General features: G+C 64.3%; 21 protein-coding genes and 1 tRNA gene. 15 read left to right on the top strand and 7 right to left on the bottom strand.

What is annotated here, in order from left to right; translation table 11 throughout:
* Positions 1–123: 123 nt before the first annotated feature.
* Positions 124–417 carry a hypothetical protein gene (locus tag ACO06R_RS05060; RefSeq protein WP_421856968.1) on the top strand — a complete coding sequence of 98 codons (294 nt, stop codon included), beginning with the start codon at positions 124–126 and terminating at the stop codon, positions 415–417.
* Here ACO06R_RS05060 and gluQRS read toward each other — a convergent pair.
* Positions 411–1,298 (bottom strand): tRNA glutamyl-Q(34) synthetase GluQRS, encoded by an 888-nt coding sequence (gluQRS, locus tag ACO06R_RS05055; RefSeq protein WP_421856965.1) that lies wholly within the window; start codon positions 1,296–1,298, stop codon positions 411–413. The two genes, ACO06R_RS05060 and gluQRS, sit on opposite strands and share 7 nt — an antisense overlap.
* Before the next feature lie 50 nt (positions 1,299–1,348).
* Between gluQRS and ACO06R_RS05050 the strand changes: the two genes are divergently transcribed.
* Positions 1,349–1,990 carry a DNA-3-methyladenine glycosylase family protein gene (locus ACO06R_RS05050; RefSeq protein WP_421856963.1) on the top strand — a complete coding sequence of 214 codons (642 nt, stop codon included), beginning with the start codon at positions 1,349–1,351 and terminating at the stop codon, positions 1,988–1,990.
* A gap of 132 nt (positions 1,991–2,122) precedes the next feature.
* Positions 2,123–2,680: an HNH endonuclease gene (locus tag ACO06R_RS05045; protein WP_421856960.1), complete on the top strand. Its 558-nt coding sequence runs from the start codon at positions 2,123–2,125 to the stop codon at positions 2,678–2,680.
* Between the two features lie 33 nt (positions 2,681–2,713).
* Here the strand turns inward: ACO06R_RS05045 and ACO06R_RS05040 are convergent, their stop codons facing one another.
* Together ACO06R_RS05040 and ACO06R_RS05035 are read right to left on the bottom strand one after the other, a co-directional pair.
* Entirely contained in the window at positions 2,714–3,235 is a 522-nt protein-coding gene (locus ACO06R_RS05040; RefSeq protein WP_421856957.1) for a disulfide bond formation protein B, read from the bottom strand.
* Positions 3,236–3,313: 78 nt separating this feature from the next.
* Positions 3,314–3,967 (bottom strand): exopolysaccharide biosynthesis protein, encoded by a 654-nt coding sequence (locus ACO06R_RS05035; protein WP_421856954.1) that lies wholly within the window; start codon positions 3,965–3,967, stop codon positions 3,314–3,316.
* Between the two features lie 152 nt (positions 3,968–4,119).
* Here ACO06R_RS05035 and ACO06R_RS05030 point away from each other — a divergent pair.
* Both ACO06R_RS05030 and ACO06R_RS05025 read left to right on the top strand, forming a co-directional pair.
* Positions 4,120–4,204, top strand: a tRNA-Leu gene (locus ACO06R_RS05030).
* A gap of 49 nt (positions 4,205–4,253) precedes the next feature.
* Positions 4,254–5,885, top strand: coding sequence for an AMP-binding protein (locus ACO06R_RS05025; protein WP_421856951.1), 1,632 nt, complete (start codon positions 4,254–4,256; stop codon positions 5,883–5,885).
* A gap of 11 nt (positions 5,886–5,896) precedes the next feature.
* Here the strand turns inward: ACO06R_RS05025 and ACO06R_RS05020 are convergent, their stop codons facing one another.
* The 3 genes from ACO06R_RS05020 to secA all read right to left on the bottom strand — a co-directional run bounded on the left by ACO06R_RS05020 (position 5,897) and on the right by secA (position 11,584).
* The gene (locus ACO06R_RS05020) at positions 5,897–7,171 is read right to left on the bottom strand and encodes a GNAT family N-acetyltransferase (protein ID WP_421856948.1); all 1,275 of its coding nucleotides are present in this window, start codon (positions 7,169–7,171) and stop codon (positions 5,897–5,899) included.
* Complete coding sequence (locus ACO06R_RS05015; RefSeq protein WP_421859217.1) at positions 7,168–8,571, bottom strand: lipopolysaccharide biosynthesis protein; 1,404 nt, start codon at positions 8,569–8,571, stop codon at positions 7,168–7,170. The genes ACO06R_RS05020 and ACO06R_RS05015 overlap by 4 nt, the downstream gene beginning before the upstream one ends.
* A gap of 151 nt (positions 8,572–8,722) precedes the next feature.
* Positions 8,723–11,584 (bottom strand): preprotein translocase subunit SecA, encoded by a 2,862-nt coding sequence (secA, locus tag ACO06R_RS05010; protein WP_421859215.1) that lies wholly within the window; start codon positions 11,582–11,584, stop codon positions 8,723–8,725.
* Positions 11,585–11,829: 245 nt separating this feature from the next.
* On the opposite strand from secA, the gene ACO06R_RS05005 reads away from it, so the two are divergent.
* From ACO06R_RS05005 to ACO06R_RS04980, 6 genes are all read left to right on the top strand, one after another.
* Positions 11,830–12,732, top strand: a complete 903-nt coding sequence (locus ACO06R_RS05005) for a peptidylprolyl isomerase (protein WP_421856945.1) — start codon at positions 11,830–11,832, stop codon at positions 12,730–12,732.
* 14 nt (positions 12,733–12,746) lie between these two features.
* Complete coding sequence (argJ, locus tag ACO06R_RS05000) at positions 12,747–13,988, top strand: bifunctional glutamate N-acetyltransferase/amino-acid acetyltransferase ArgJ (protein ID WP_421856942.1); 1,242 nt, start codon at positions 12,747–12,749, stop codon at positions 13,986–13,988.
* A 4-nt stretch (positions 13,989–13,992) separates the two neighbouring features.
* Positions 13,993–14,745, top strand: coding sequence for a GNAT family N-acetyltransferase (locus ACO06R_RS04995; RefSeq protein WP_421856939.1), 753 nt, complete (start codon positions 13,993–13,995; stop codon positions 14,743–14,745).
* 6 nt (positions 14,746–14,751) lie between these two features.
* Positions 14,752–15,168 carry an 8-oxo-dGTP diphosphatase MutT gene (gene mutT, locus ACO06R_RS04990; RefSeq protein WP_421856936.1) on the top strand — a complete coding sequence of 139 codons (417 nt, stop codon included), beginning with the start codon at positions 14,752–14,754 and terminating at the stop codon, positions 15,166–15,168.
* Positions 15,169–15,304: 136 nt separating this feature from the next.
* Positions 15,305–15,631, top strand: a complete 327-nt coding sequence (locus ACO06R_RS04985) for a hypothetical protein (RefSeq protein WP_421856933.1) — start codon at positions 15,305–15,307, stop codon at positions 15,629–15,631.
* Positions 15,632–15,737: 106 nt separating this feature from the next.
* On the top strand, positions 15,738–15,908 hold the full coding sequence (locus ACO06R_RS04980) for a Flp family type IVb pilin (protein ID WP_421856930.1): 171 nt from the start codon (positions 15,738–15,740) through the stop codon (positions 15,906–15,908).
* Between the two features lie 18 nt (positions 15,909–15,926).
* Here the strand turns inward: ACO06R_RS04980 and ACO06R_RS04975 are convergent, their stop codons facing one another.
* Positions 15,927–16,787 (bottom strand): class I SAM-dependent methyltransferase, encoded by an 861-nt coding sequence (locus tag ACO06R_RS04975; protein ID WP_421856927.1) that lies wholly within the window; start codon positions 16,785–16,787, stop codon positions 15,927–15,929.
* A 47-nt stretch (positions 16,788–16,834) separates the two neighbouring features.
* On the opposite strand from ACO06R_RS04975, the gene ACO06R_RS04970 reads away from it, so the two are divergent.
* From ACO06R_RS04970 to ACO06R_RS04955, 4 genes are all read left to right on the top strand, one after another.
* A complete protein-coding gene (locus ACO06R_RS04970) occupies positions 16,835–17,581 on the top strand; it encodes a ComF family protein (protein WP_421856924.1) in 747 nt (248 codons plus the stop codon).
* 83 nt (positions 17,582–17,664) lie between these two features.
* Positions 17,665–17,922: a glutaredoxin 3 gene (grxC, locus tag ACO06R_RS04965; RefSeq protein ID WP_421856921.1), complete on the top strand. Its 258-nt coding sequence runs from the start codon at positions 17,665–17,667 to the stop codon at positions 17,920–17,922.
* 1 nt (position 17,923) lies between these two features.
* On the top strand, positions 17,924–18,760 hold the full coding sequence (locus ACO06R_RS04960; RefSeq protein ID WP_421859213.1) for a carbon-nitrogen hydrolase family protein: 837 nt from the start codon (positions 17,924–17,926) through the stop codon (positions 18,758–18,760).
* Positions 18,761–18,782: 22 nt separating this feature from the next.
* The gene (locus tag ACO06R_RS04955; protein WP_421856918.1) at positions 18,783–19,211 is read left to right on the top strand and encodes a DUF1178 family protein; all 429 of its coding nucleotides are present in this window, start codon (positions 18,783–18,785) and stop codon (positions 19,209–19,211) included.
* Positions 19,212–19,529 lie beyond the last annotated feature (318 nt).

Raw genomic sequence — 19,529 nt, 5'->3', positions numbered from 1 at the left:
AGCACACACTCCGAAAAAATTGCCTGTTTCGCTAAAACTTTAGCGACGCTGTTAAATCCGCCGCAACCGCGCGTGCCATATTAACGATTTGTCAATTCTACTCAGTGTCGAGCGGAGGCAGCCATGATAGCTGGCATTGACGCATTCACCCTCGTGATCATCGGCCTGTTCATCACGGCCGCCGCCTATTTTATCGCGTCGGCGATGCATGGCGTCATGGGGCCGGACGGGTTCGGAACCATTCCCAACATGGTGATCCTGCTGACGGGAGGGTTTCTCGCAACCTACCTGATGGAGGTTCTGCGCATCCCGCTTCGCGATCCGACCGGGCAGGCCGTCACCGCCATCACCGGCGGGTTCTGCGCACTCGCGCTTCTGGCGACACTCAAGGCTGTCGCCAGCCGGCTCGGCTACTGACCCGGCCGCATATCTCCGGACGGCGAAACCGGCAATCCGATCATCCGGCGAATGTCGCCCGGCGTCGCGCCGGCGGCCCGGAGTGCGGCCAGGCTGGTATCGCGATTGCTCTTGGAGAGTTTGCGCCCGTCGTCGCCCAGCACGAGGTCATGATGCACATAGGTCGGCCGCGTCAGGCCCAGCAGTTCCTGCAGCACCACGTGAACAGAGGTGGCGTGGAACAGATCGCGCCCGCGCACCACATGGGTCACGCCCTGGCGGTCGTCGTCCAGCACGACAGACAGATTGTAGCTGGTCGGCGTGTCGCGGCGCGCCAGCACCACATCGCCCCAGGCCAGCGGATCGGCCTCGACCGTCCCTTGCGCGCCGGTTTCATCCGCCCCCTCCTCGTTCCATGACAACGGCGCGCCGATCCGTTCGAGCGCCTGGCGCATATCGAGGCGCAATGCATAGGGCGCGTCGTCGCCATCGGCCTCGTGGCGCTGGCCGGGATAGACTGGCGCCCCGTCGGGATCACGCGGCCATGGCAAGCCCCGCGCCTCGTGTTCCTCCACGATCTGGCGGATCTCCGACCGGCTGAGATAGGACCGGTAGACCAGCCCCTCGTCTTCCATAACCTCCAGCGCCGCGCGATAGACGGCAAATTGCTCCGACTGGCGCCGGATGGGTCCGCTCCATTCGATCCCGAGCCAGCGCAGGTCCTCGACTATCTCGCGCTCCAGTTCTGGCGTGCAGCGCGCCGTGTCGATATCCTCCATGCGCAACAGCAAGGTGCCGCCGGTTTCGCGCGCCATCTCGAAATTCAGGATCGCCGAATAGGCATGGCCGAGATGCAGCGCGCCATTGGGGCTCGGCGCAAAACGAAAAACGGGTGGGGTCATGGACAACTGTCGCGCTGGTTTGCGACCAAGGTAGAAATCCGGGAACGCCGATGCAACCGATCAACACCGCAGCCGATATCGCCGCCGGTCTCGACGGGCTCGCCACCGCCGATCCGCGCCTGGCGCCGGTGATCGATGCGGTCCCAGACATACCGCTGCGCCGCTCGGAGGCCGGCTTTGCCAGCCTCGCCTCCGTCGTCGTTTCCCAGCAGGTCTCCAAGGCGAGCGCCGCGGCGATCTGGGAGCGGCTGACAGCGCTTGTCGATCCGCTTGAGCCACGCGGGTTTCTCGATGGTGGCGAAGCGGCGTGGCGCGAGGCCGGGCTGTCGCGCCCCAAGCAGGCCGCACTAATCGCCATCAGCGAAGCCGTGCTGGCCGGCAGGCTTGATCTTGTTCGCCTATGCGATATCGAGCCGCAACAGGCGATCGAACGCATGACCGCGATCAAGGGCATCGGCCCCTGGACCGCCGAGACTTATCTGCTGTTTGCCGCCGGGCATCCTGACATCTTCCCCGCCGGCGATGTGGCGCTGCGCGCCGCTGTCGCCGATGCGTTCGGCCTCGCCGCCCGGCCGGAGATCGCCGAACTGCGCGTCATCGCCGAATCATGGACGCCCTGGCGGAGCGTTGCGGCGCGGCTTTTTTGGGCGTTTTATGCGCAGCGGCGCAACCGCGACGTGCTTCCTGTCTAGTTTCTTTGCCCGCAAAGCACTGTAATATAAACTTTTTTACGATCACCCAACGGAACCGGCAAGCGCTTCACAAGCATGTCACATCGCGCTTAGTATAAGGCACCGAACGATCGTGATGCGAAGAGGTGAGCCTTGACGATTGCGGTTTCGCCGGAGGGTCTTCCGGCGCTTGTCCTGAATGCGGACTACCGTCCGCTGAGCTATTACCCGTTGTCGCTTTGGTCGTGGCAGGACGCGATCAAGGCGGTGTTTCTCGACCGCGTCAATATCGTCGCGGAGTACGAGCACGAAGTGTCTTCGCCGTCCTTCGCGATGCGCGTACCGAGCGTGGTTTGCCTGAAAAGCTACGTCAAACCCGCCACCTACCCGGCCTTCACCCGCTTCAACGTGTTCCTGCGCGACAAGTTCGAATGCCAGTATTGCGGAACGACGGAAGACCTGACCTTCGACCATCTCGTACCGCGCCGTTTTGGCGGCCAGACAACGTGGGAAAACATTGTCACGGCCTGCTCGCCTTGCAATCTGAAGAAGGGCGGCAAGATGCCGAGGGACGCGGGTATGCGGCCGCGCCAGATGCCGTTCCATCCCACGGTCCATGACCTGCACAACAATGGTCGAAGTTTTCCGCCCAACTATCTCCATGAGAGCTGGATGGATTATCTCTATTGGGATGTTGAACTGGAGCCTTGATCGGGCCTTCGGTTTTTTTGTTGCCTGGGATGACTAGGCTCGGCGGCCAGCGGCAAACACCGAGGCCCATGCCAGGGCCGCCAGCGCCACGCTGGCGATCGCGTTCCATCCCGCAAAGGACAGGCCGAGGAAACGGAACACCGCTTCGCCGCAGGATGGCGGCACCGTCTCGCTGAGCGCATTCAGCAGATCGCTGGCGTTGCTGCTGCCCCCGGTATCCGGAACCACCGCGCAGTCGGCCGGGCCGGGCCACCAGCCCCATTCCACGCCCGAATGAAACACGGCGAGATAGATGCTCCAGGTCATCAGCCCGGCGATCATGGCAAGACCGGCGCGGGTGACGAAGCGCGGCGCGCTTGCCATCGCCGCCAAGCCGGTGACCAGCGCGACCGGAACCCCGATGTAGTAGGGCAGCCGCTGCCCGAGGCACAGCTTGCAGGGAATGTAGCCGCCGATATGCTCGAAGCCGAGCGCCGTGCCGACCACGACCGCCATGGCGAATGCGAGCAGCATGGCCGTTGCGAAATGCGGGGAACGGGCGGTTTCGGGCGACATGTCAGGATCCGGCATCAGGTTGAAGCGGCTTTGCCGTAGCGCAGTTGAAACGCTTCGGCAAATTAACTTTTGGGGCACTCACGCCGCCGCGCCGCCCCGTACCCAGTCGATCAGGAAATACAGCAGCGCCGGGCCGCCGACGAGCAGCAGCAGCACCCAGGCCAGCCCGATCAGCAAACCCAGGATCACGAACACCCCGTCGCGTTCGATCACGCCGGCCGAGGCGACCGCCACGCCGATGCCCGGCACCGTATTGGTCAGCGGCAGCGGCAACAGGATCGACAGGCAGGGAACCACCATCAATATCCCGATCACGCGCATGCCGCCGTGGTCGGTCAAGCCAGCCAGACGCGGATGCGCCAACTGCTCCAGCCATCCGGCATAACGCTTGGTACGCCGCACCACATCGAGCAGGCCGGCGACCGGCATGCGCCGCTGGCGCAGAAATCCGGGAAGCCACGGCGCGCGGCGGCCCTGCGCCATCTGCCAGGCAAGAACCGCCATCGGCAGCGCCACGATCTGCGGCAACAGATAGACGAAAGGCAGGCAGCAGGGCAGTGCCAGGATCAGCATCAGGAGCCCGAAAGCCCGCTCCTCCATGGCGTCGCTGAGTTCGCCGAGGCCGATCTGGCCGTCATCGTCACTCTTTGCGGCCAGCAGGATATGTTCGATCTTGGCGATCGCGCCGCGTGGATGCGCTTGGGAAGTGTCGAGATCGTCGTTTTCGGTCACGGTTCCATCGCCCGGTTGCTTCCGACTACCCTTTAGCCGGGAATCGCCAATCAATCATGAACTAATTCGGATAGACTGTTGCCGAGTGCGGTCAATCCGCCTTGACGCCGCCGGGCACCGCACATATTGCTCGAAAGCGAAATCTCGCGTTGGCCCCTGTGGCGGAATTGGTAGACGCGCTCGACTCAAAATCGAGTTCCGCAAGGAGTGCCCGTTCGAGTCGGGCCAGGGGCACCACCGCCTTTTCGAGGCGGACTGCAAAAGGACAACGGCGCAACTTCCGAACATGCTGCCCGCCGACCCGCAATCCCATGAAGACCTGACCCGGCGTTTCCGCTGGCAGATACCGGACCGGTTCAATATCGGCGTGGCCTGCGCCGACGAACCGGCGCGAACCGATGCAGCCGCACCGGCCATCGTCGATTGGTCGGCCGAGACGCCGCTCACGCTGACATTCGGCGAGTTGTCGGCGCGCTCCGACAACCTTGCCGCCGGCCTGTCCCGCCTCGGGCTCCAACGCGGCGACCGCGTCGCGATCCTCCTGCCGCAGAGTTTTGAGACGGTGATCGCGCATATGGCGATCTACAAGCTCGGCGCCATCGCCGTGCCGCTCGCTATGCAGTTCGGCCCGCAGGCCATCGCCTACCGGGTCGGGTTTTCGGGCGCCAGGGCGCTGTTCTGCAACGCTTCCGGATTGACGAAGATCGCCGAAATCCGCGACGAACTTGAGACGCTCGAAACCGTCATTTCCACCGATGGCGGCAACGCAACCGTCGCCTTCTCCGCGCTTGCGAACGAACCCGCCGATGGCTTCATCCCGGCCGATACCGGGCCTGACGATCCCGCGCTAATGATCTTCACATCGGGCACGACCGGGCATCCAAAGGGAGCCTTGCACGGCCACCGCGTCCTGCTCGGACATCTTCCGGGCGTCGAGACGCACCACGAATTCCTGCCGCAGCCGGGTGATGTGTTGTGGACACCGGCCGATTGGGCCTGGGCGGGCGGATTGCTCAACGTGCTGCTGCCGGGGCTTTACTTCCGCGTGCCGGTCGTCGCTGCACGCGCGCCGCGGTTCGAACCGGAGTGGGCGTTCGAAGTGATGGCGCGGGCTGGCGTGCGCAATGTCTTCATGCCGCCGACCGCGCTGCGGATGCTGGCGACCGTGCAGGATGTCGCCCGTTTTCCGTTGCAACTGCGCACCATCGGTTCCGGCGGCGAGGCGCTGGGGCGCGAGACGCTGCAGTGGTGCCGCAACGCGCTCGGCATCGACATCAACGAGTTCTACGGCCAGACCGAATGCAACCTCGTCCTGTCCGCCTGCAATGCGCTCGGCGTGCTGCGCGAGGGATCGATGGGCAAGCCGGTCGCCGGACACGAGGTCGCGATCATCGGCGAAAATGGCGACGTCCTCGCCGACGGCGAACTCGGCCAGGTCGCCGTCCGCAGGCCCGATCCAGTGATGTTTCTGGAGTACTGGAACAACCCGGAAGCAACCGCCGACAAGTTTGTCGGCGACTGGATGACCACCGGCGACCAGGGTTACCGCGACGCGGATGGCTACTTTCACTTCGTCGGCCGCGACGATGACGTGATCACGTCCGGCGGCTACCGCATTGGCCCGGTCGAGATCGAGGATTGCCTGGTCGGCCATCCCGATGTCGCGCTGGCCGCCGTCGTCGGCAAACCGGACCCCGTGCGCACGCAGATCGTCAAGGCCTATGTGGTGCTGCGCGAGGGTATTGCGCCGTCGGCCGAACTGAAGGGCGACATCCGCGACTATGTGAAGACGCGCCTGTCCGCGCACGAGTATCCGCGCGAGATCGAATTCGTGTCGGAGATGCCGCTGACGACCACCGGCAAGGTGATCCGGCGGCTTTTCCGCGACCGGGCTGCCGCCGAACCGCGCGGCGAATAGAACGCCTGGCGCTAACGCTTGCCGATCAGGTTTTTGACGCGATCCCGCACCGTTTTCGCCGCCGCCCGTGTCGACCGGTAGAGATTGAGCTGCGACACGACCTGCCGCGCCTCCCGGTCCAGTTCAGGGCGCAGACCGATGACCAGCGTCGCGAACTCGCGTCTTTCCATCCACAGCCGCGACATCACCGGATGATCTTCGACCGCGCAGCTGTCGGTTACCAAAATGTTCGGATCGTCGAGATGCGACTCCGTCACCCGCAGGATCAGCAGCGTTCCCGGCGAATACTGCGCGAGTTTCTCGTCATAGGTCGTCTTCCAGGTCCAGGCATGCCCGGACTGCACGAAGACGATCAGCGACGCGAACACCTGCCCGTCCAGCTTGAAGCTGTGAATGCGGCACAGGTCGCGTTCGGCGAGATTGTTGACCGCCTCGCGGGCGAATGCGGCGCGCAGGCGGTCGGCCATCAGCGATGTCCGCTGCCGGCCTTTCCATCCCGAGTTCTCCAGGAGCAGGAACTCCTCCATCGCCACGCGGATCTCCTGTGGGCTGCGGGCGATGTCATATTCGAGCGTTCCCATCTCTTCCAGTTGTCGGCGCAACCGCCCGAAATTGCGCCGGCTGTGGCCCCTGATGCTCGCCTGCAGATAGTCGACGCTGTCCAACTCGCTCTTCAGGAACGGGCGCTGCACGGTGTCGGTCGTATGGACCGCAAGTCCACGGCCGATCGCAACGCCGCGCAAGGCGGCGACCGCCGGACTGCCGGTCCACACATCCGGCAGCACCATGATCTTCGGAAGCTGCACGTCCCGATCGCCCAGTGTGGCGACCACGTCTTCCAGGATGCGCGCCGTTTCGCGCCGTTCCACGAGCGGAATACCGTAAGGGCCGAAAGGGTTGGCCCAGCCGCGAATGATGTCGGGACCGACCGCAAAGCCCGGCTTCTCGATGGAAAATGGCATCAGGAAGCGGGTCTGCGGCGCATCGCGCGCGCCATCCTGCACCAGCATCAGCCGAACCTGGCGTTCGTCCAGCCGTGTCATCGCCGGCACAAGGAAGCGGGGCGCAAAGAAAATATTGGGTTCCAGGGCGAAGTCGGTCACCCGGTCGATGTCGTCGAGGATGTCGAAGCCGCTCTCGGCGGAGTGCACGGTAAATCGGCGCTCGCCATCCGAAAGCCGGCTGATTTCCGGCTCGGCCTCGTGCGGCGGAGCGTCGGCGATACCCGACAACATGAACGAGCCCGCCTGCTGCACCACGCGTTCTATCACCGGATCGGCGCTCACGGCCGTACCTCCGTTTCGATTGCAGGCGCGAATACCAACATGACAAGGCCGATCCGCCGATACACGACGACGACCAGCAACAGCGCCTCGACCAGCGTGGCGGCCGCCGTGGCGATTGCCGCGCCCATCAAGCCATAAGCCGGAATCAGCATCATGTTCAAGGCGATGTTGATCGCCAGGATCGCACCGAAAATCACGGCGCAGGCGTTCTGGTTGCCGGTCATGTTCAACAGGCTTTCGGCCGGCCCCACGCTGGCGCGCAGGATGACGCCGGCCACCAGCACGAAGAGATAGGGATAGCCGGACACGAATTCCGGGCCGAACATCGACAGCAGCGGCTTGCCCAGCACCAGCACGATGGCGCCCATCAACAGCGACGGCCAGAATGTCCAGCCGACGCTGCGGCGCGCGAATGCGCGTAGCGCATCCCGGTCGTCCACGCCGGTGCGCGCCGCGAATTCCTGGGCCACGCCGGCCTTGACCGCAAAGAACACAAAATGCACCAGCGCCAGCGTCTTGACCGTCGCGAAATAGATGGCGACCCGGTCCGGCGACATGTAGAGGCCGACCATCAGCACGTCGGCATTGGTCTGCAGGAAGAAAATGCCCTCCACCAGGAAGATCGGCAGTGCGACCTTGACCCAGGCCGACATGTCGGTGCGACGGGCGCCCGGTTCGTAAACACTGTCCAGCCGTCTGGTCAGCAGGACCAGTTGTCCGAGCGTCGTCGTGTAGGTCGACAGCACCGCCGCGATAACGGCCGTCACCGCGCTCGGCTCGAAGCCGGCAAGATGCAGTATCCCGAGATAGAGCAGAACCAGCGTCGGGCGCACGATATAGGTCGGCGTCAGCGCCCGCACCGGCCAGGAGTTGGCCCGTGCAGTTCCATCAAGCACGTCGCCAAGCGCCAGCATCGGCAGGCAGGTGAAGCCCAGCACGAAGGGCAGCAGATAGTAGGACCCGATGCGCTCGCCCAGCAGAAGCACGATCCCGATGCCCAGCGCCGCCACCGACGACGCCGAAACCAGCACGAAAAGGCGGCTGGTCAGCAGGATACCGCGCAGGTGATCCAGCGCGCCCTCTTTGCGATACATCGGCAGGAAGCGGATCACCGCCGTCTGGAAACCGAAACAGGAGAGGTTTCCCAGGATGATCATCGCGGTCCAGACGAAGACATAGATGCCGTAGTCGAATGTGCCGGTCCAACGCGCCAGAACGACCTGCGACACGAAGGCAATCCCGGCGCTGATAACCCGGATCAAAAAGGCGATCACCGACATGCGGCGCGCCACCGCACCGTCGTCGCGCCCGTTCCAGAGCTGTTCTGCGACAAGCAGAGGCGGCCGCAACCGCCGGACCAGCGGCTGCGGGAACAGTCGTTCCAGCTTCTTGATTATCATGGAAAGCAAGAAGTAGCCCCATCGCCCGACTTGTATTCGCCGGACAGACTACACCTTACGAGTGAAGAAAGCATTGTCGGCCGCCGCCAGCCGGCGCTTGCGGCCATCCCGGGTCCGGACGCCGTCGCCCGGACGAAACCGCCCTGCCCGCTCAATCGATCGGGGCGAACGCACCGTGGCAATGCTTGTATTTCTTGCCCGATCCGCAGGGGCAGGCCTCGTTGCGGCCAACCTTGCCCCAGGTCGACGGATCGTTCGGATCGCGCTCGCCGGTGCTGGGTTTTGCTGTCAACGCGGCGCCGTACTGCGCCTCGGAGACCTCAAAATCGTCGTCGCCGGTCGTCGCATCGACATGTTGCGCCTCCATCTCGGGAAGCTCCGGCGGCGGTGCGTCAGCCTGCTCGCGCACGATTTCGACACGCATCAGTTGCGCGGTCACCGCCTGACGCAGATTGCCGAGCATCGACTGGAACAGTTCGAAGCTCTCCGACTTGTACTCCTGCAGAGGGTCGCGCTGGGCATAGCCGCGGAAGCCGATCACCGAACGCAGATGGTCGAGATTGACCAGATGCTCGCGCCACAGCGAATCGAGGGTCTGCAGGACGACGGACTTCTCGACATAGGTCGTGATCTCCGGCCCGAAACGCTCGGCGCGTTCGGCGGCCGCCTTGTCGACGGCTTCGCGCAAGCGCTCGACGATGTCGTCCTCGGCAATGCCCTCCTCGGCCGCCCATTCCTCGACCGGCACGTCGATATTGAGCATCGACACCGTCGCCTCCTTGAGACCTTTGAGGTCCCACTGCTCGGCATAGGCTTTTTCGGGGATGTGCTGGTGGACGATGCTCTCGACCACTTCGTGGCGCATTTCGGCCACGGTGTCGGACAGCCCCTCGCCATCCATCAGTTCCTTGCGCTGCTCGAACACCACCTTGCGCTGGTCATTCATCACATCGTCGAACTTCAGCAGGTTCTTGCGAATGTCGAAGTTGCGGCCCTCGACCTTCTTCTGGGCGTTTTCCAGCGCCTTGTTGATCCACGGGTGGATGATCGCCTCGCCTTCCTTCAGGCCGAGCCGCTGCAGCATGCCATCCATCCGGTCCGACCCGAAGATCCGCATCAGGTCGTCCTGCAGCGACAGGAAGAACTTCGAGCGGCCCGGGTCGCCCTGACGGCCGGAGCGGCCGCGCAACTGGTTGTCGATGCGCCGGCTCTCGTGGCGTTCCGTGGCCAGCACGTAGAGCCCGCCGGCGGCCAGCGCCTGGCTCTTCAGCCGCTCCACATCGGCCTCGATCTCGGCTGTTCTGCGATCGCGCTCTTCGCCTTCCTCGATGTCCTGCAATTCCTGGGCGATCCGCATTTCGGCATTGCCGCCCAGTTTGATGTCTGTGCCGCGTCCGGCCATGTTGGTGGCAATCGTCACCGCGCCGGGAACGCCCGCCTGCGCGACGATGAATGCTTCGCGCTCGTGCTGGCGCGCATTCAGCACCTCGTGCCGGATCCCGCCGGCGCCGATCGCTTCATCCAGGCTGCCGATCGCGGTCTCGTAGTACTCGCGCAGTTCGGGCTCCTTGCCCGGCTTGATCGCGTCGAGCCGCGCCTTGACCGTCTCGCGGATCGCCTTCAGGCCCTTGGTGTCGCCGAGCGTATTCGCCAGCATTTCCGATTTTTCAATCGAGGTCGTACCGACCAGCACCGGCTGGCCCTTGCGCTGGGCAGCGATGATGTCGAGGATGACCGCTGCGTATTTTTCTTCCGTTGTCCGGTAGACTTCGTCGTCCTCGTCGGCGCGCTGGATCGGCAGGTTGGTCGGAATCTCGACCACGTCGAGACCATAGATGTTGCCGAACTCCTCTGCCTCGGTCGACGCCGTGCCGGTCATCCCGGCCAGCTTGTCGTACATGCGGAAGTAGTTCTGGAAGGTGACCGACGCGAGCGTCTGGTTCTCCGGCTGGATCGTCACCGCTTCCTTGGCTTCCAGCGCCTGGTGCAGACCTTCCGAGTAGCGGCGGCCCGGCATCTGGCGGCCGGTAAACTCGTCGATGATGACGATCTCGCCATTCTTGACGATGTAATCCTTGTCGCGCTGGAACAGCGTATGCGCCTTCAGCGCGTTGTTGACGTGGTGGACGATCGAGACGTTTTCGATGTCGTAGAGGCTTTCGCTTTTCAGCAACTCCGCCTCGGCGAGCAGTTTTTCCAGCTTCTCGGTTCCGTCCTCGGTAAAGGTCGCGGTGCGCTGCTTCTCGTCGATCTCGTAGTCTTCCGGCGCAAGCTGCGGGATATACTTGTCGATCGTGACGTAAAGTTCGGACTTGTCGTCCAGCGGGCCGGAGATGATCAGCGGCGTGCGCGCCTCGTCGATCAGGATGGAGTCGACCTCGTCGACGATCGCGAAGGCATGCTCGCGCTGCACCATCTGCGCGCGCTCGTACTTCATGTTGTCGCGCAGATAGTCGAAGCCGAGTTCGTTGTTGGTCGCGTAGGTGACGTCGCAGTCATAGGCTGCCTTGCGCTGCTCGTCGTCCAGACCGTGCACGATGACGCCGACCGTCAGGCCGAGGAAGCGATAGATCGCGCCCATCCATTCCGCGTCGCGCTGGGCGAGATAGTCGTTGACCGTGACAACATGCACGCCGCGCCCGGTCAGTGCGTTCAGATAGACCGGCAGGGTCGCGACCAGGGTCTTGCCCTCGCCGGTGCGCATCTCGGCAATCGCGCCTTCGTTAAGCACCATGCCGCCGATCAGCTGCACATCGAATGGCCGCAGGCCGAGCGCCCGCTTCGCCGCCTCGCGCGCCACCGCGAATGCCGGGACCAGCAGGTCGTCGATTGACTTGCCGTCCTTGTACTGGGCCTTGAACTCCTCGGTCTTGGCCTTCAGCGCCTCGTCGCTCAGCGCTGAGATCTCGCTTTCCAGCGCGTTGATCGCCGCAACCTTCGGCTGCACGGATTTCAGGCGACGATCGTTGGAAGAACCGAAGAACTTGCGGGCTATACCGCCAAAACTGACCATGAACATGGTCCTCTCTGCAAATCGACCGCATCCGGAGACGCGGCCAGAAACTTGTGGGCGCTTGTTTCGTCCAAGGCGAATTCACCGCGCATTACGCGCTTATGGTGGTGGACGCGATAGCAAAGGACAGATAAGAGGGGCCCATTATGTTGTCAACGGCGCTGAAGCCCCCGCCAATAGGCACATTTCCGTGACTTCGGCGTCTTGACCGCAAGCCGAGATTTCCAGTGCGAAGAGAGTTTTCCATGCCGCGATACCGACTGGCTTCCGTTACGTCCGGATTGATACGCAAACCGCTGCTCGGCGTGATGGCGCTTGTTGTTGCCGGCATCGCGGCCAGCGACCGGACGCATGCCCAGGAGAACGCACCGGACCCGGCCACGGTCGTCGGGACGGTTGCCGGCATGCCGGTCACCGAGCGCGACCTCGACATGACCTTCACCGACCTGCAGGACCAACTCGGCCAGGTTCCGGATGCAGATCGCCGCATCGCCGCCCTGACCGCGTTGATCGATATCCGCACGCTCGCCGAAAAGGCCGAGGCCGCCGGCATGGCCGAAACGGATGATTTCAAGGCCCGGCTCGAATTCCTGCGCCAGCGCGCGCTGCACAATGCCTTCTTCCGCCAGGAGGTCGTCGAAAAGATCACCGATGCTGATGTACGCGCCCGCTATGACCGCGAGGTCGCCGCAACGCCGCCGGAAAACGAGGTGCGCGCCCGTCACATTCTCCTGGAAACGGAAGATGACGCCAAGGCCGTGATCGCCGAATTGGATGGCGGTGCGGATTTCGAGCAACTTGCGAAAGACCGGTCGACCGGACCGTCGGGCCCGAGCGGCGGCGATCTCGGATATTTCTCACGCGGCCGCATGGTGCCGGAATTCGAGGCCGCGGCCTTCGCGCTGGATGTCGGCGCCTATTCCAGCGCCCCGGTGCGCACCGACTTCGGCTGGCATGTCATCAAGCTTGAGGATCGCCGGCAAGTGCAACCGCCAGCCTTCGCCGATGTCGAGGCACAGATCCGTTCGGTCCTGCTTCGCGAGCGTTACTTCGCGCTGCTCGGCGAAGCCCGCACCGAAATCGAGATCGACATTACCGAGCCGGTGCTGAAGGACGCCTATGACAAGACCATCGCCGAAACCCGGTGACGGCAGCCAGAACGATGACTGAGGCGATTTCTCCTCTCGCGCCGAAGACGCTGCCCGATATGCCGCCGGTGCCCGGCGTGACTTTGGCCACCCGTAAAGCCGGCATCAAATATGCCGACCGCACCGATCTCCTGACCATGCTGTTCGAGCCGGGCACCACGGTTGCCGGCGTGTTCACGCGCTCCCGCTGCCCCTCGGCCCCGGTGGAAACCTGCCGTGACCATTTGCCCGGCGGGCGCGCCCGCATGCTGGTCGTCAACGCCGGCAACGCCAATGCATTTACCGGCAAGAAGGGCCGCGCCACCACTGCCGTGACCGTGAAGGCCGCTGCGGCGGCCGCCGGCTGTGGCGAGAGCGAGATCTTCCTGTCCTCGACCGGCGTCATCGGCGAGCCGCTCGATCCGGCGCATTTCGAGCGCCATCTGCTCGACATGGCGGCGACCGCGCGGCCCGACGGCTGGGTCGATGCTGCTCGCGCCATCATGACCACCGACACCTTCGCCAAGATGGTCACCCGAACGGTGTCGATCGGCGGCGTCGATGTCGTCGTCAACGGCATTTCCAAGGGCGCCGGCATGATCGCGCCCGACATGGCGACGATGCTCGCCTATGTCGCCACCGATGCGCCTTTGTCCGCCGGTGTGCTGCAACAATTGCTCGACCGGTATGTCGGCACCACCTTCAACGCGATCACGGTCGACAGCGACACCTCGACCTCCGACACGCTGCTCGCCTTTGCCACCGGCGCGGCCGCCGGGCGCGGCGCGCCGGCGATCGCCGACCCCGAGGATCCGCGTCTCGCCGCCTTCGCGGAAGCCTTCGCGGACTGTCTGCGTGAACTCGCCGTCATGGTCGTGCGCGACGGCGAGGGCGCCCGCAAACTGGTGCGCGTCACCGTCACCGGCGCCGAATCCGACGCCTCGGCCAAGCGGATTGCCATGTCGGTCGCCAATTCGCCGCTGGTCAAGACAGCGGTCGCCGGCGAGGACGCCAATTGGGGCCGCGTCGTCATGGCGGTCGGCAAGGCCGGCGAACCGGCGGATCGCGACCGCCTGGCCATCTGGTTCGGCGACATCCTGGTCGCCAGCGAGGGCGAACGCGCCGAAGGCTATTCGGAAGCCCAGGCCAGCGAGTACATGAAAGCCGACGAAATCGATATTCGCGCCGACATCGGCCTAGGCGACGGGTGTTTCACGGCCTGGACCTGCGACCTGACCAAGGAATATGTCGCCATCAATGGCGACTACCGGAGCTGACACCATGCCGGGTCTTGCACTCGTACGCCGTCTCGAAGCGGTCGGGTTTCGTGCCTGGCCGGCCGCGTCGGTGCACTATGACGGAAGCTGGGCGGTGCGGCTGACCGCCAGTCATCCCTCCAAGCGCCTCAACTCCGTCAATCCGCTCGATCCCGCCGACCATCGCGACATGGAAACCCGGATCGCGCGCGCCGGCCAGCGTTTCGGTTCCTACGACCGGCCGCTGGTGTTCCGCCTGTCGCCGCTCGCGCCGATGCAGCTCAGCGCCCATTTCGATGCCGATGGCTGGCGCCGTTTCGACGAGACGCAGGTCATGATCGCCCGGCTGCAGGATTTCGATCTCGACAGCGGTATCGATCAGATCCCGCTCAAGGATGTCGGCCGTTATGTCGACGCCTCGATCTTCATCCGCAACGAGGATGCCGAGCGCAAGGCCGGGCTGACCGAGGTGGTCGAATCCATCCGTCCGCCGAGCGGCCTGTTCGTCATCGAAGACGCCGACGGCCCGGTGGCCTCCGTGTTGTGCGTGCACGACAACGATCTCGCCGGCCTGTTCGACGTCGCCGTGCGCGCCGACCGGCAGGGCAAGGGCTATGCCCGGTCGATTGTCCGCGCGGCCCTGCGCTGGGCGGCCGCCCAGGGCGCGCAGCGCGCCTGGCTGCAGGTCGCCACGGCCAACCACGCCGCCGTGAACCTCTACGAGCGGCTTGGCTTCGAGACCGTCTACACCTACGCCTACCGGCAGAAGGGCGAGTAGGTCTCGATGGCCGGAAACGACACGCGCAAAATCGTGCTGGTTGCCGCCTGCGCGCTGCTCGATGCCGACAACCGCATCCTCCTGGCACAGCGCCCGCCCGGCAAGGCGATGGCCGGCTTGTGGGAGTTCCCCGGCGGCAAGATCGAAGCCGGCGAAACGCCGGAAGAAACGCTGATCCGCGAACTGCACGAGGAGCTCGGCATTGAGACCGAGGCGGCCTGCCTGTCGCCGCTGACCTTCGCCAGCCACGCCTATGACGACTTTCACTTGCTGATGCCGCTTTTCGTCTGCCGCAAGTATCGCGGCATTCCGATGGCCCGCGAGGGCCAGGCCCTCAAATGGGTCCGCGCCCACGCCTTGCGCGACTATCCGATGCCGCCGGCCGACGTCCCGCTGATCCCGGTGCTGCAAGATCTGCTGTAAGATCTTTTGTGAGCACGCGCGCCGCGAAAAACGTCGTTAATCAATCCTTTATTACACTCTGCCATGTTTAATGAAGCGCCGGTTTGTTTACAGCGGCGGGGTTTCACGGTTGGATTGCCCTCAGGAGGGGATTGCCATGAATGACGAACGCGACTGGGCGGATATCCGGCCGCAATCGGTAACCGCGATCGGCGAGGCCGGCTGGGGCATGCTGCGGATCACGCTGCTGTTTGGTTCGCTGGCCATCGCCGTCGCCTTGTTCCTCACGCCGCTGCTCGACCGCGACGGTTCGACCCGGTTTGCCGCTTCGTCCATTTATGGCGGCATCGACCGTACCGCGACCGGCACCGCGCGCGGCGTTCAGGGCCGCAACCAGTACACGATCCGCCGCTCCATCCTGCAGACCGATCCCGGCGGAGTGTGCATCATTCATTCAAATGGCGCGAAATCGGGTAACTGCTGATTAGCCCCATCTGCTAACATTTTCGCGCCTCGCCTCCTGGCGTGCCCCTTCGGAACAGCGCGTTAACTTTTCGCGCCTAGCGGTTAAGCTGCATGGGAGAAGTCCAATGTGGCAACAGTTTTGGTACGATACACGCGGCGCGACCGCCGTTGAATACGGGATAATCATCTCTGTCTTGTCGATGGTGATCGTATCCGGTCTGGGTTTCGCACTCGGTGCCGTCCGCGACGTGTGGGCCGACAACAACAGCCAGATCACGACAACACTGACCAGGTGAACTCGGGCCGCATGAACTTCAGTTCATGTCTTCCGACCGGTCGTTGAGCGCTTCCGAGAGTCGCTTGACGGCGCTGCCTGGCTTGAGCGGCTTCTGCTGCGAAGCATGCGGTACCCATCCCGACATCCAGATAAAAGTGAACGTGGCGCGGATCCGCCCGTCCGCATCGGCATGATCGCGTGCATAGATCTGCGCGGCGCGAACGAAAAGTTCGCGGCCGGTAAACGCCTTGCGGCGTGACACCAGCGTGTTGGTCGCCCCCATCGCGCGCAGGTCGCGCATCAGGTGGAACATCGTGTCGTAGCGCGCTGTCAGGCTCTCGCGGTCGACCACCGGCAAAGCGTAGCCCGCCCGCTGCAACAGCCCGCCGGCGTCCTGCACATCGATGAACGGCAATACCCGCGCATGCGCCGCCCCGCTCAGTTCCGCCTCGGCGGCGAGCAAGCTGGCGCGCAGCTCATGCAGCGTGTCGCCGCCCGGCACGCAGGCCATGAACAAGCCGTCCGGCCTCAGCGAGCGGCGCATCAGCGCCAGAACGCCCGGCAGGTCGTTGATCTCGTGCAGGGTCAGCAGATCGATCACCAGGTCGCGGCTCTCCGGTTCGGCGAACGGCATCTCGTCGTCCGCGCCGCCGGCTGTATCGTATTCGGTGGCCGGCTGGCCGACATGGCCGCCGAAATCCGGCACTGTCAGCCCCCGCGCGCTGTCGGGCAGCCGCAGCACCGCGTTCTCGAACTGCCGTGCCACCGTCGACAGCCGCAGCGCCGCGTCCTGCGCGATCGCGTTCAAAAGGAAATCCGCGCCATCGACCCCGGCCGCGGCGGCTCTGCGCCGGTTGGCCTGGACCTGCTGCCGGTCGATGATGATTTTGACGGTCATGGTTCGTTTTGCGATTGTTGCGCGTCGAATGCGGAATACGGGCTCACATGCAGACACTACCGCAAAAGGCAAGCCAATTGCTGGCGTCGGTGCTTTTTCCCGACACCTGCCTTGCATGCCGCACCCATGTTGCGGCGCGCGGCACGCTGTGCCCGGACTGCTGGGGCGAGGTGCATTTCATCGACGCGCCTTTCTGTGCCGTCACCGGCCTTCCCTTCCAGCACGAGTTCGGCGAGGCGATGATCAGCGCAGAGGCGCTGGCCAACCCGCCGCCTTATCGGCGCGCCCGGGCCGCAGTCGTCCACGCCGGCGTCGCCCGCCAGCTTGTTCACCGGCTGAAATATGCAGACCACGCCGAGCTTGCGCCCTGGATGGCCAGCTGGATGGTCCGCGCCGCCGGCCCGCTTTGCACCGAAACCGACATCGTGGTGCCGGTGCCGCTGCACCGCCGGCGCTTTCTTCTGCGCCGCTACAACCAGGCTGCCGAACTCGCGCGCGCCGTCGCCCGGCAATCGGTCCTGCCCTTCGCGCCTGAGGCGCTGCGCCGCGTCAAGGCGACCCAGCGCCAGGTCGGACTGTCGGCGCGCGAACGCCATGCCAATGTCCGCGGCGCCTTCGCTGTTCCCGCGGCTTTCGAAATCGAGGTCGCCGGACGCAGCGTGCTGCTCATTGATGACGTCTACACCACCGGCGCCACCATCGTGGCAGCAGCAAGGGCGCTCATGAAGGCCGGCGCGGCGCACGTCGACGTGTTGACCTTTTCACGCGTGGTGCCGCATTTCACCAGCGATTGAACGCGCCTCACCAAACTGTGTTGCCATAACAGCCTTTGCGTCACGATTTCGCGGGTTTATATAGGCCGCGAAAAGGAGCTGAAATGGCCAGTATCACGATCTACACCCGCCAGATGTGCGGATTTTGCACTGCGGCGAAACGCCTGCTCGACAACAAGGGCGCAGCCTATGTCGAGCGCGATGCGACGTTTAGCCCCGATGTCCGCCGCGAGATGATCCAGCGGGCCAATGGCCGTTCGACCTTCCCGCAGATCTTTGTCGGCGACACGCATGTCGGTGGATGCGACGAGTTGCATGCGCTCGACCGCGCCGGCAAGCTGGACCCGCTCCTGGCGGCTTGACATGACGCGCCCGCTGACATGCGCCGCCCTGCAGATGCGGTCGGGAACCTCCGTGTCCGCAAACCGCGACGCGTTTGTCGCGCTGGTCGATGAGGCGGCGGCGCTGGGCGCGACCTATATTCAGTCGCCCGAGATGACCGGCCTGATCCAGAAGGATCGAAAGGCGCTGCTCGAAGCGATCTTTGCCGAGGACGATGACCCGGTGGTCGCGGCGGCATCGCAAGCCGCCAGACGCCATGCCGCCTGGATTCATGTCGGCTCCACGCCGATCGACCGCGGCGACGGCAAGGTCGCCAACCGCGCCTTCCTGTTCGGTCCCGACGGGCATTGCCGGCTGACCTACGACAAGATCCACATGTTCGATGTCGATCTCGACAATGGCGAGAGCTGGCGCGAATCCGCCATCTACGAGCCGGGCGATTGCGCCGCGATCGTCACCGGCGGCCCGGCGGTGATCGGCGTCGCCATCTGCTACGACATCCGTTTTCCCGCGCTGTTCCAGGCCCAGGCGCTGGCCGGCGCCGAAATCCTGACCGCGCCGGCGGCTTTTACCCGCCAGACCGGCATGGTCCACTGGCATGTGCTGCAACGCGCCCGCGCCATCGAAAACGGCGCATTCGTCGTCTCGGCGGCGCAGGGTGGCATCCATGAAGATGGCCGCGAGACCTATGGCCATTCGGTCGTCATCGACCCGAAAGGCGCCGTCATCGCCGAGAAAGCCGACGATGAGCCGGGCGTGATCGTCGCCGAGATCGATCTTGGCGAAGTCGCCGCCGCACGCGCCCGTATTCCCAATTTGAAGAATATACGTCAGTTTAGGGTATCTGCCGGACAATGAGGGATCCGGCAGGAGAAGCGACATGATCAAATATGCGCTCGGCTGCACGCACGGGCACCAATTCGAAGCCTGGTTCAAGAACGCCGACGATTACGAAAGCCAGAAGAAACGCGGCTTTCTGGAATGCCCTGTCTGCGGTACGAGCGATGTCTCCAAGACTCTGATGGCGCCCAATGTCTCGACATCGCGCAAGCGCGACGCGATGACTGTCGCCAGCACCAACACCGCGCAGGCCGAAGTGCTGGCCAAGCTGCAGGACCTCGCCCGTCAGGTGCGCGCCCAGGGCGAGGATGTCGGCGAGAAGTTCGCCGAGGAAGCGCGCAAGATCCACTATGGCGAGACCGACCCGCGCGGCATCTTCGGCCAGGCGACCAAGGACGAGGTCACCGACCTGCTGGACGACGGCATCGGCGTCCTGCCGCTGCCGGACCTGCCCGAGGACATGAATTAGCGGATTCCGTTGGGCGGTTGTTCTGCGCTGACTTAATGAGATGAACTGCCTTCCCACTCCGAACGCGGCTATCGTCGCGGGCAAATGGTGGAGCAGATCCATCGGCAATCCCGGAGATCCGGCTTTTTCGAACAATCTTGTCCACCGCCCCCAAACCTCTCTTACAATCGCAATTGCCTTCTCACGGAAGTCTGTCGTGCACACCGGCTGATGGAGAGAGGGACGGTGCCTGCTGGGTGATACAGAGGTGTATTGCTGGGTGATGAACCCCCACGGCAGGGCGGCATGAAGCGGCGCGCGCAGTCTTGTTTTCCCGGA

It is taken from the genome of Oricola sp., assembly GCF_965230365.1.
Classification (GTDB): Bacteria; Pseudomonadota; Alphaproteobacteria; order Rhizobiales; family Rhizobiaceae; genus Oricola.
The sequence above is the reverse complement of the archived record's forward strand: the minus strand, read 5'-3'. Positions and strand labels throughout refer to the sequence as shown.

What these genes read in the sequence shown, in the direction of transcription:
- ACO06R_RS04970 (WP_421856924.1), top strand. Translation starts at nt 16,835, where the DNA reads ATGCAGACACTACCGCAAAAGGCAAGCCAATTGCTGGCGTCGGTGCTT.
- ACO06R_RS04995 (WP_421856939.1), top strand. Translation starts at nt 13,993, where the DNA reads ATGCCGGGTCTTGCACTCGTACGCCGTCTCGAAGCGGTCGGGTTTCGT.
- gluQRS (WP_421856965.1), bottom strand. Translation starts at nt 1,298, where the DNA reads ATGACCCCACCCGTTTTTCGTTTTGCGCCGAGCCCCAATGGCGCGCTG.
- mutT (WP_421856936.1), top strand. Translation starts at nt 14,752, where the DNA reads ATGGCCGGAAACGACACGCGCAAAATCGTGCTGGTTGCCGCCTGCGCG.
- ACO06R_RS05005 (WP_421856945.1), top strand. Translation starts at nt 11,830, where the DNA reads ATGCCGCGATACCGACTGGCTTCCGTTACGTCCGGATTGATACGCAAA.
- grxC (WP_421856921.1), top strand. Translation starts at nt 17,665, where the DNA reads ATGGCCAGTATCACGATCTACACCCGCCAGATGTGCGGATTTTGCACT.
- ACO06R_RS05040 (WP_421856957.1), bottom strand. Translation starts at nt 3,235, where the DNA reads ATGTCGCCCGAAACCGCCCGTTCCCCGCATTTCGCAACGGCCATGCTG.
- ACO06R_RS05060 (WP_421856968.1), top strand. Translation starts at nt 124, where the DNA reads ATGATAGCTGGCATTGACGCATTCACCCTCGTGATCATCGGCCTGTTC.
- ACO06R_RS05015 (WP_421859217.1), bottom strand. Translation starts at nt 8,571, where the DNA reads ATGATAATCAAGAAGCTGGAACGACTGTTCCCGCAGCCGCTGGTCCGG.
- ACO06R_RS04960 (WP_421859213.1), top strand. Translation starts at nt 17,924, where the DNA reads ATGACGCGCCCGCTGACATGCGCCGCCCTGCAGATGCGGTCGGGAACC.
- ACO06R_RS04985 (WP_421856933.1), top strand. Translation starts at nt 15,305, where the DNA reads ATGAATGACGAACGCGACTGGGCGGATATCCGGCCGCAATCGGTAACC.
- ACO06R_RS04975 (WP_421856927.1), bottom strand. Translation starts at nt 16,787, where the DNA reads ATGACCGTCAAAATCATCATCGACCGGCAGCAGGTCCAGGCCAACCGG.
- ACO06R_RS05050 (WP_421856963.1), top strand. Translation starts at nt 1,349, where the DNA reads ATGCAACCGATCAACACCGCAGCCGATATCGCCGCCGGTCTCGACGGG.
- ACO06R_RS04980 (WP_421856930.1), top strand. Translation starts at nt 15,738, where the DNA reads ATGTGGCAACAGTTTTGGTACGATACACGCGGCGCGACCGCCGTTGAA.
- argJ (WP_421856942.1), top strand. Translation starts at nt 12,747, where the DNA reads ATGACTGAGGCGATTTCTCCTCTCGCGCCGAAGACGCTGCCCGATATG.
- ACO06R_RS05025 (WP_421856951.1), top strand. Translation starts at nt 4,254, where the DNA reads ATGCTGCCCGCCGACCCGCAATCCCATGAAGACCTGACCCGGCGTTTC.
- ACO06R_RS04955 (WP_421856918.1), top strand. Translation starts at nt 18,783, where the DNA reads ATGATCAAATATGCGCTCGGCTGCACGCACGGGCACCAATTCGAAGCC.
- secA (WP_421859215.1), bottom strand. Translation starts at nt 11,584, where the DNA reads ATGGTCAGTTTTGGCGGTATAGCCCGCAAGTTCTTCGGTTCTTCCAAC.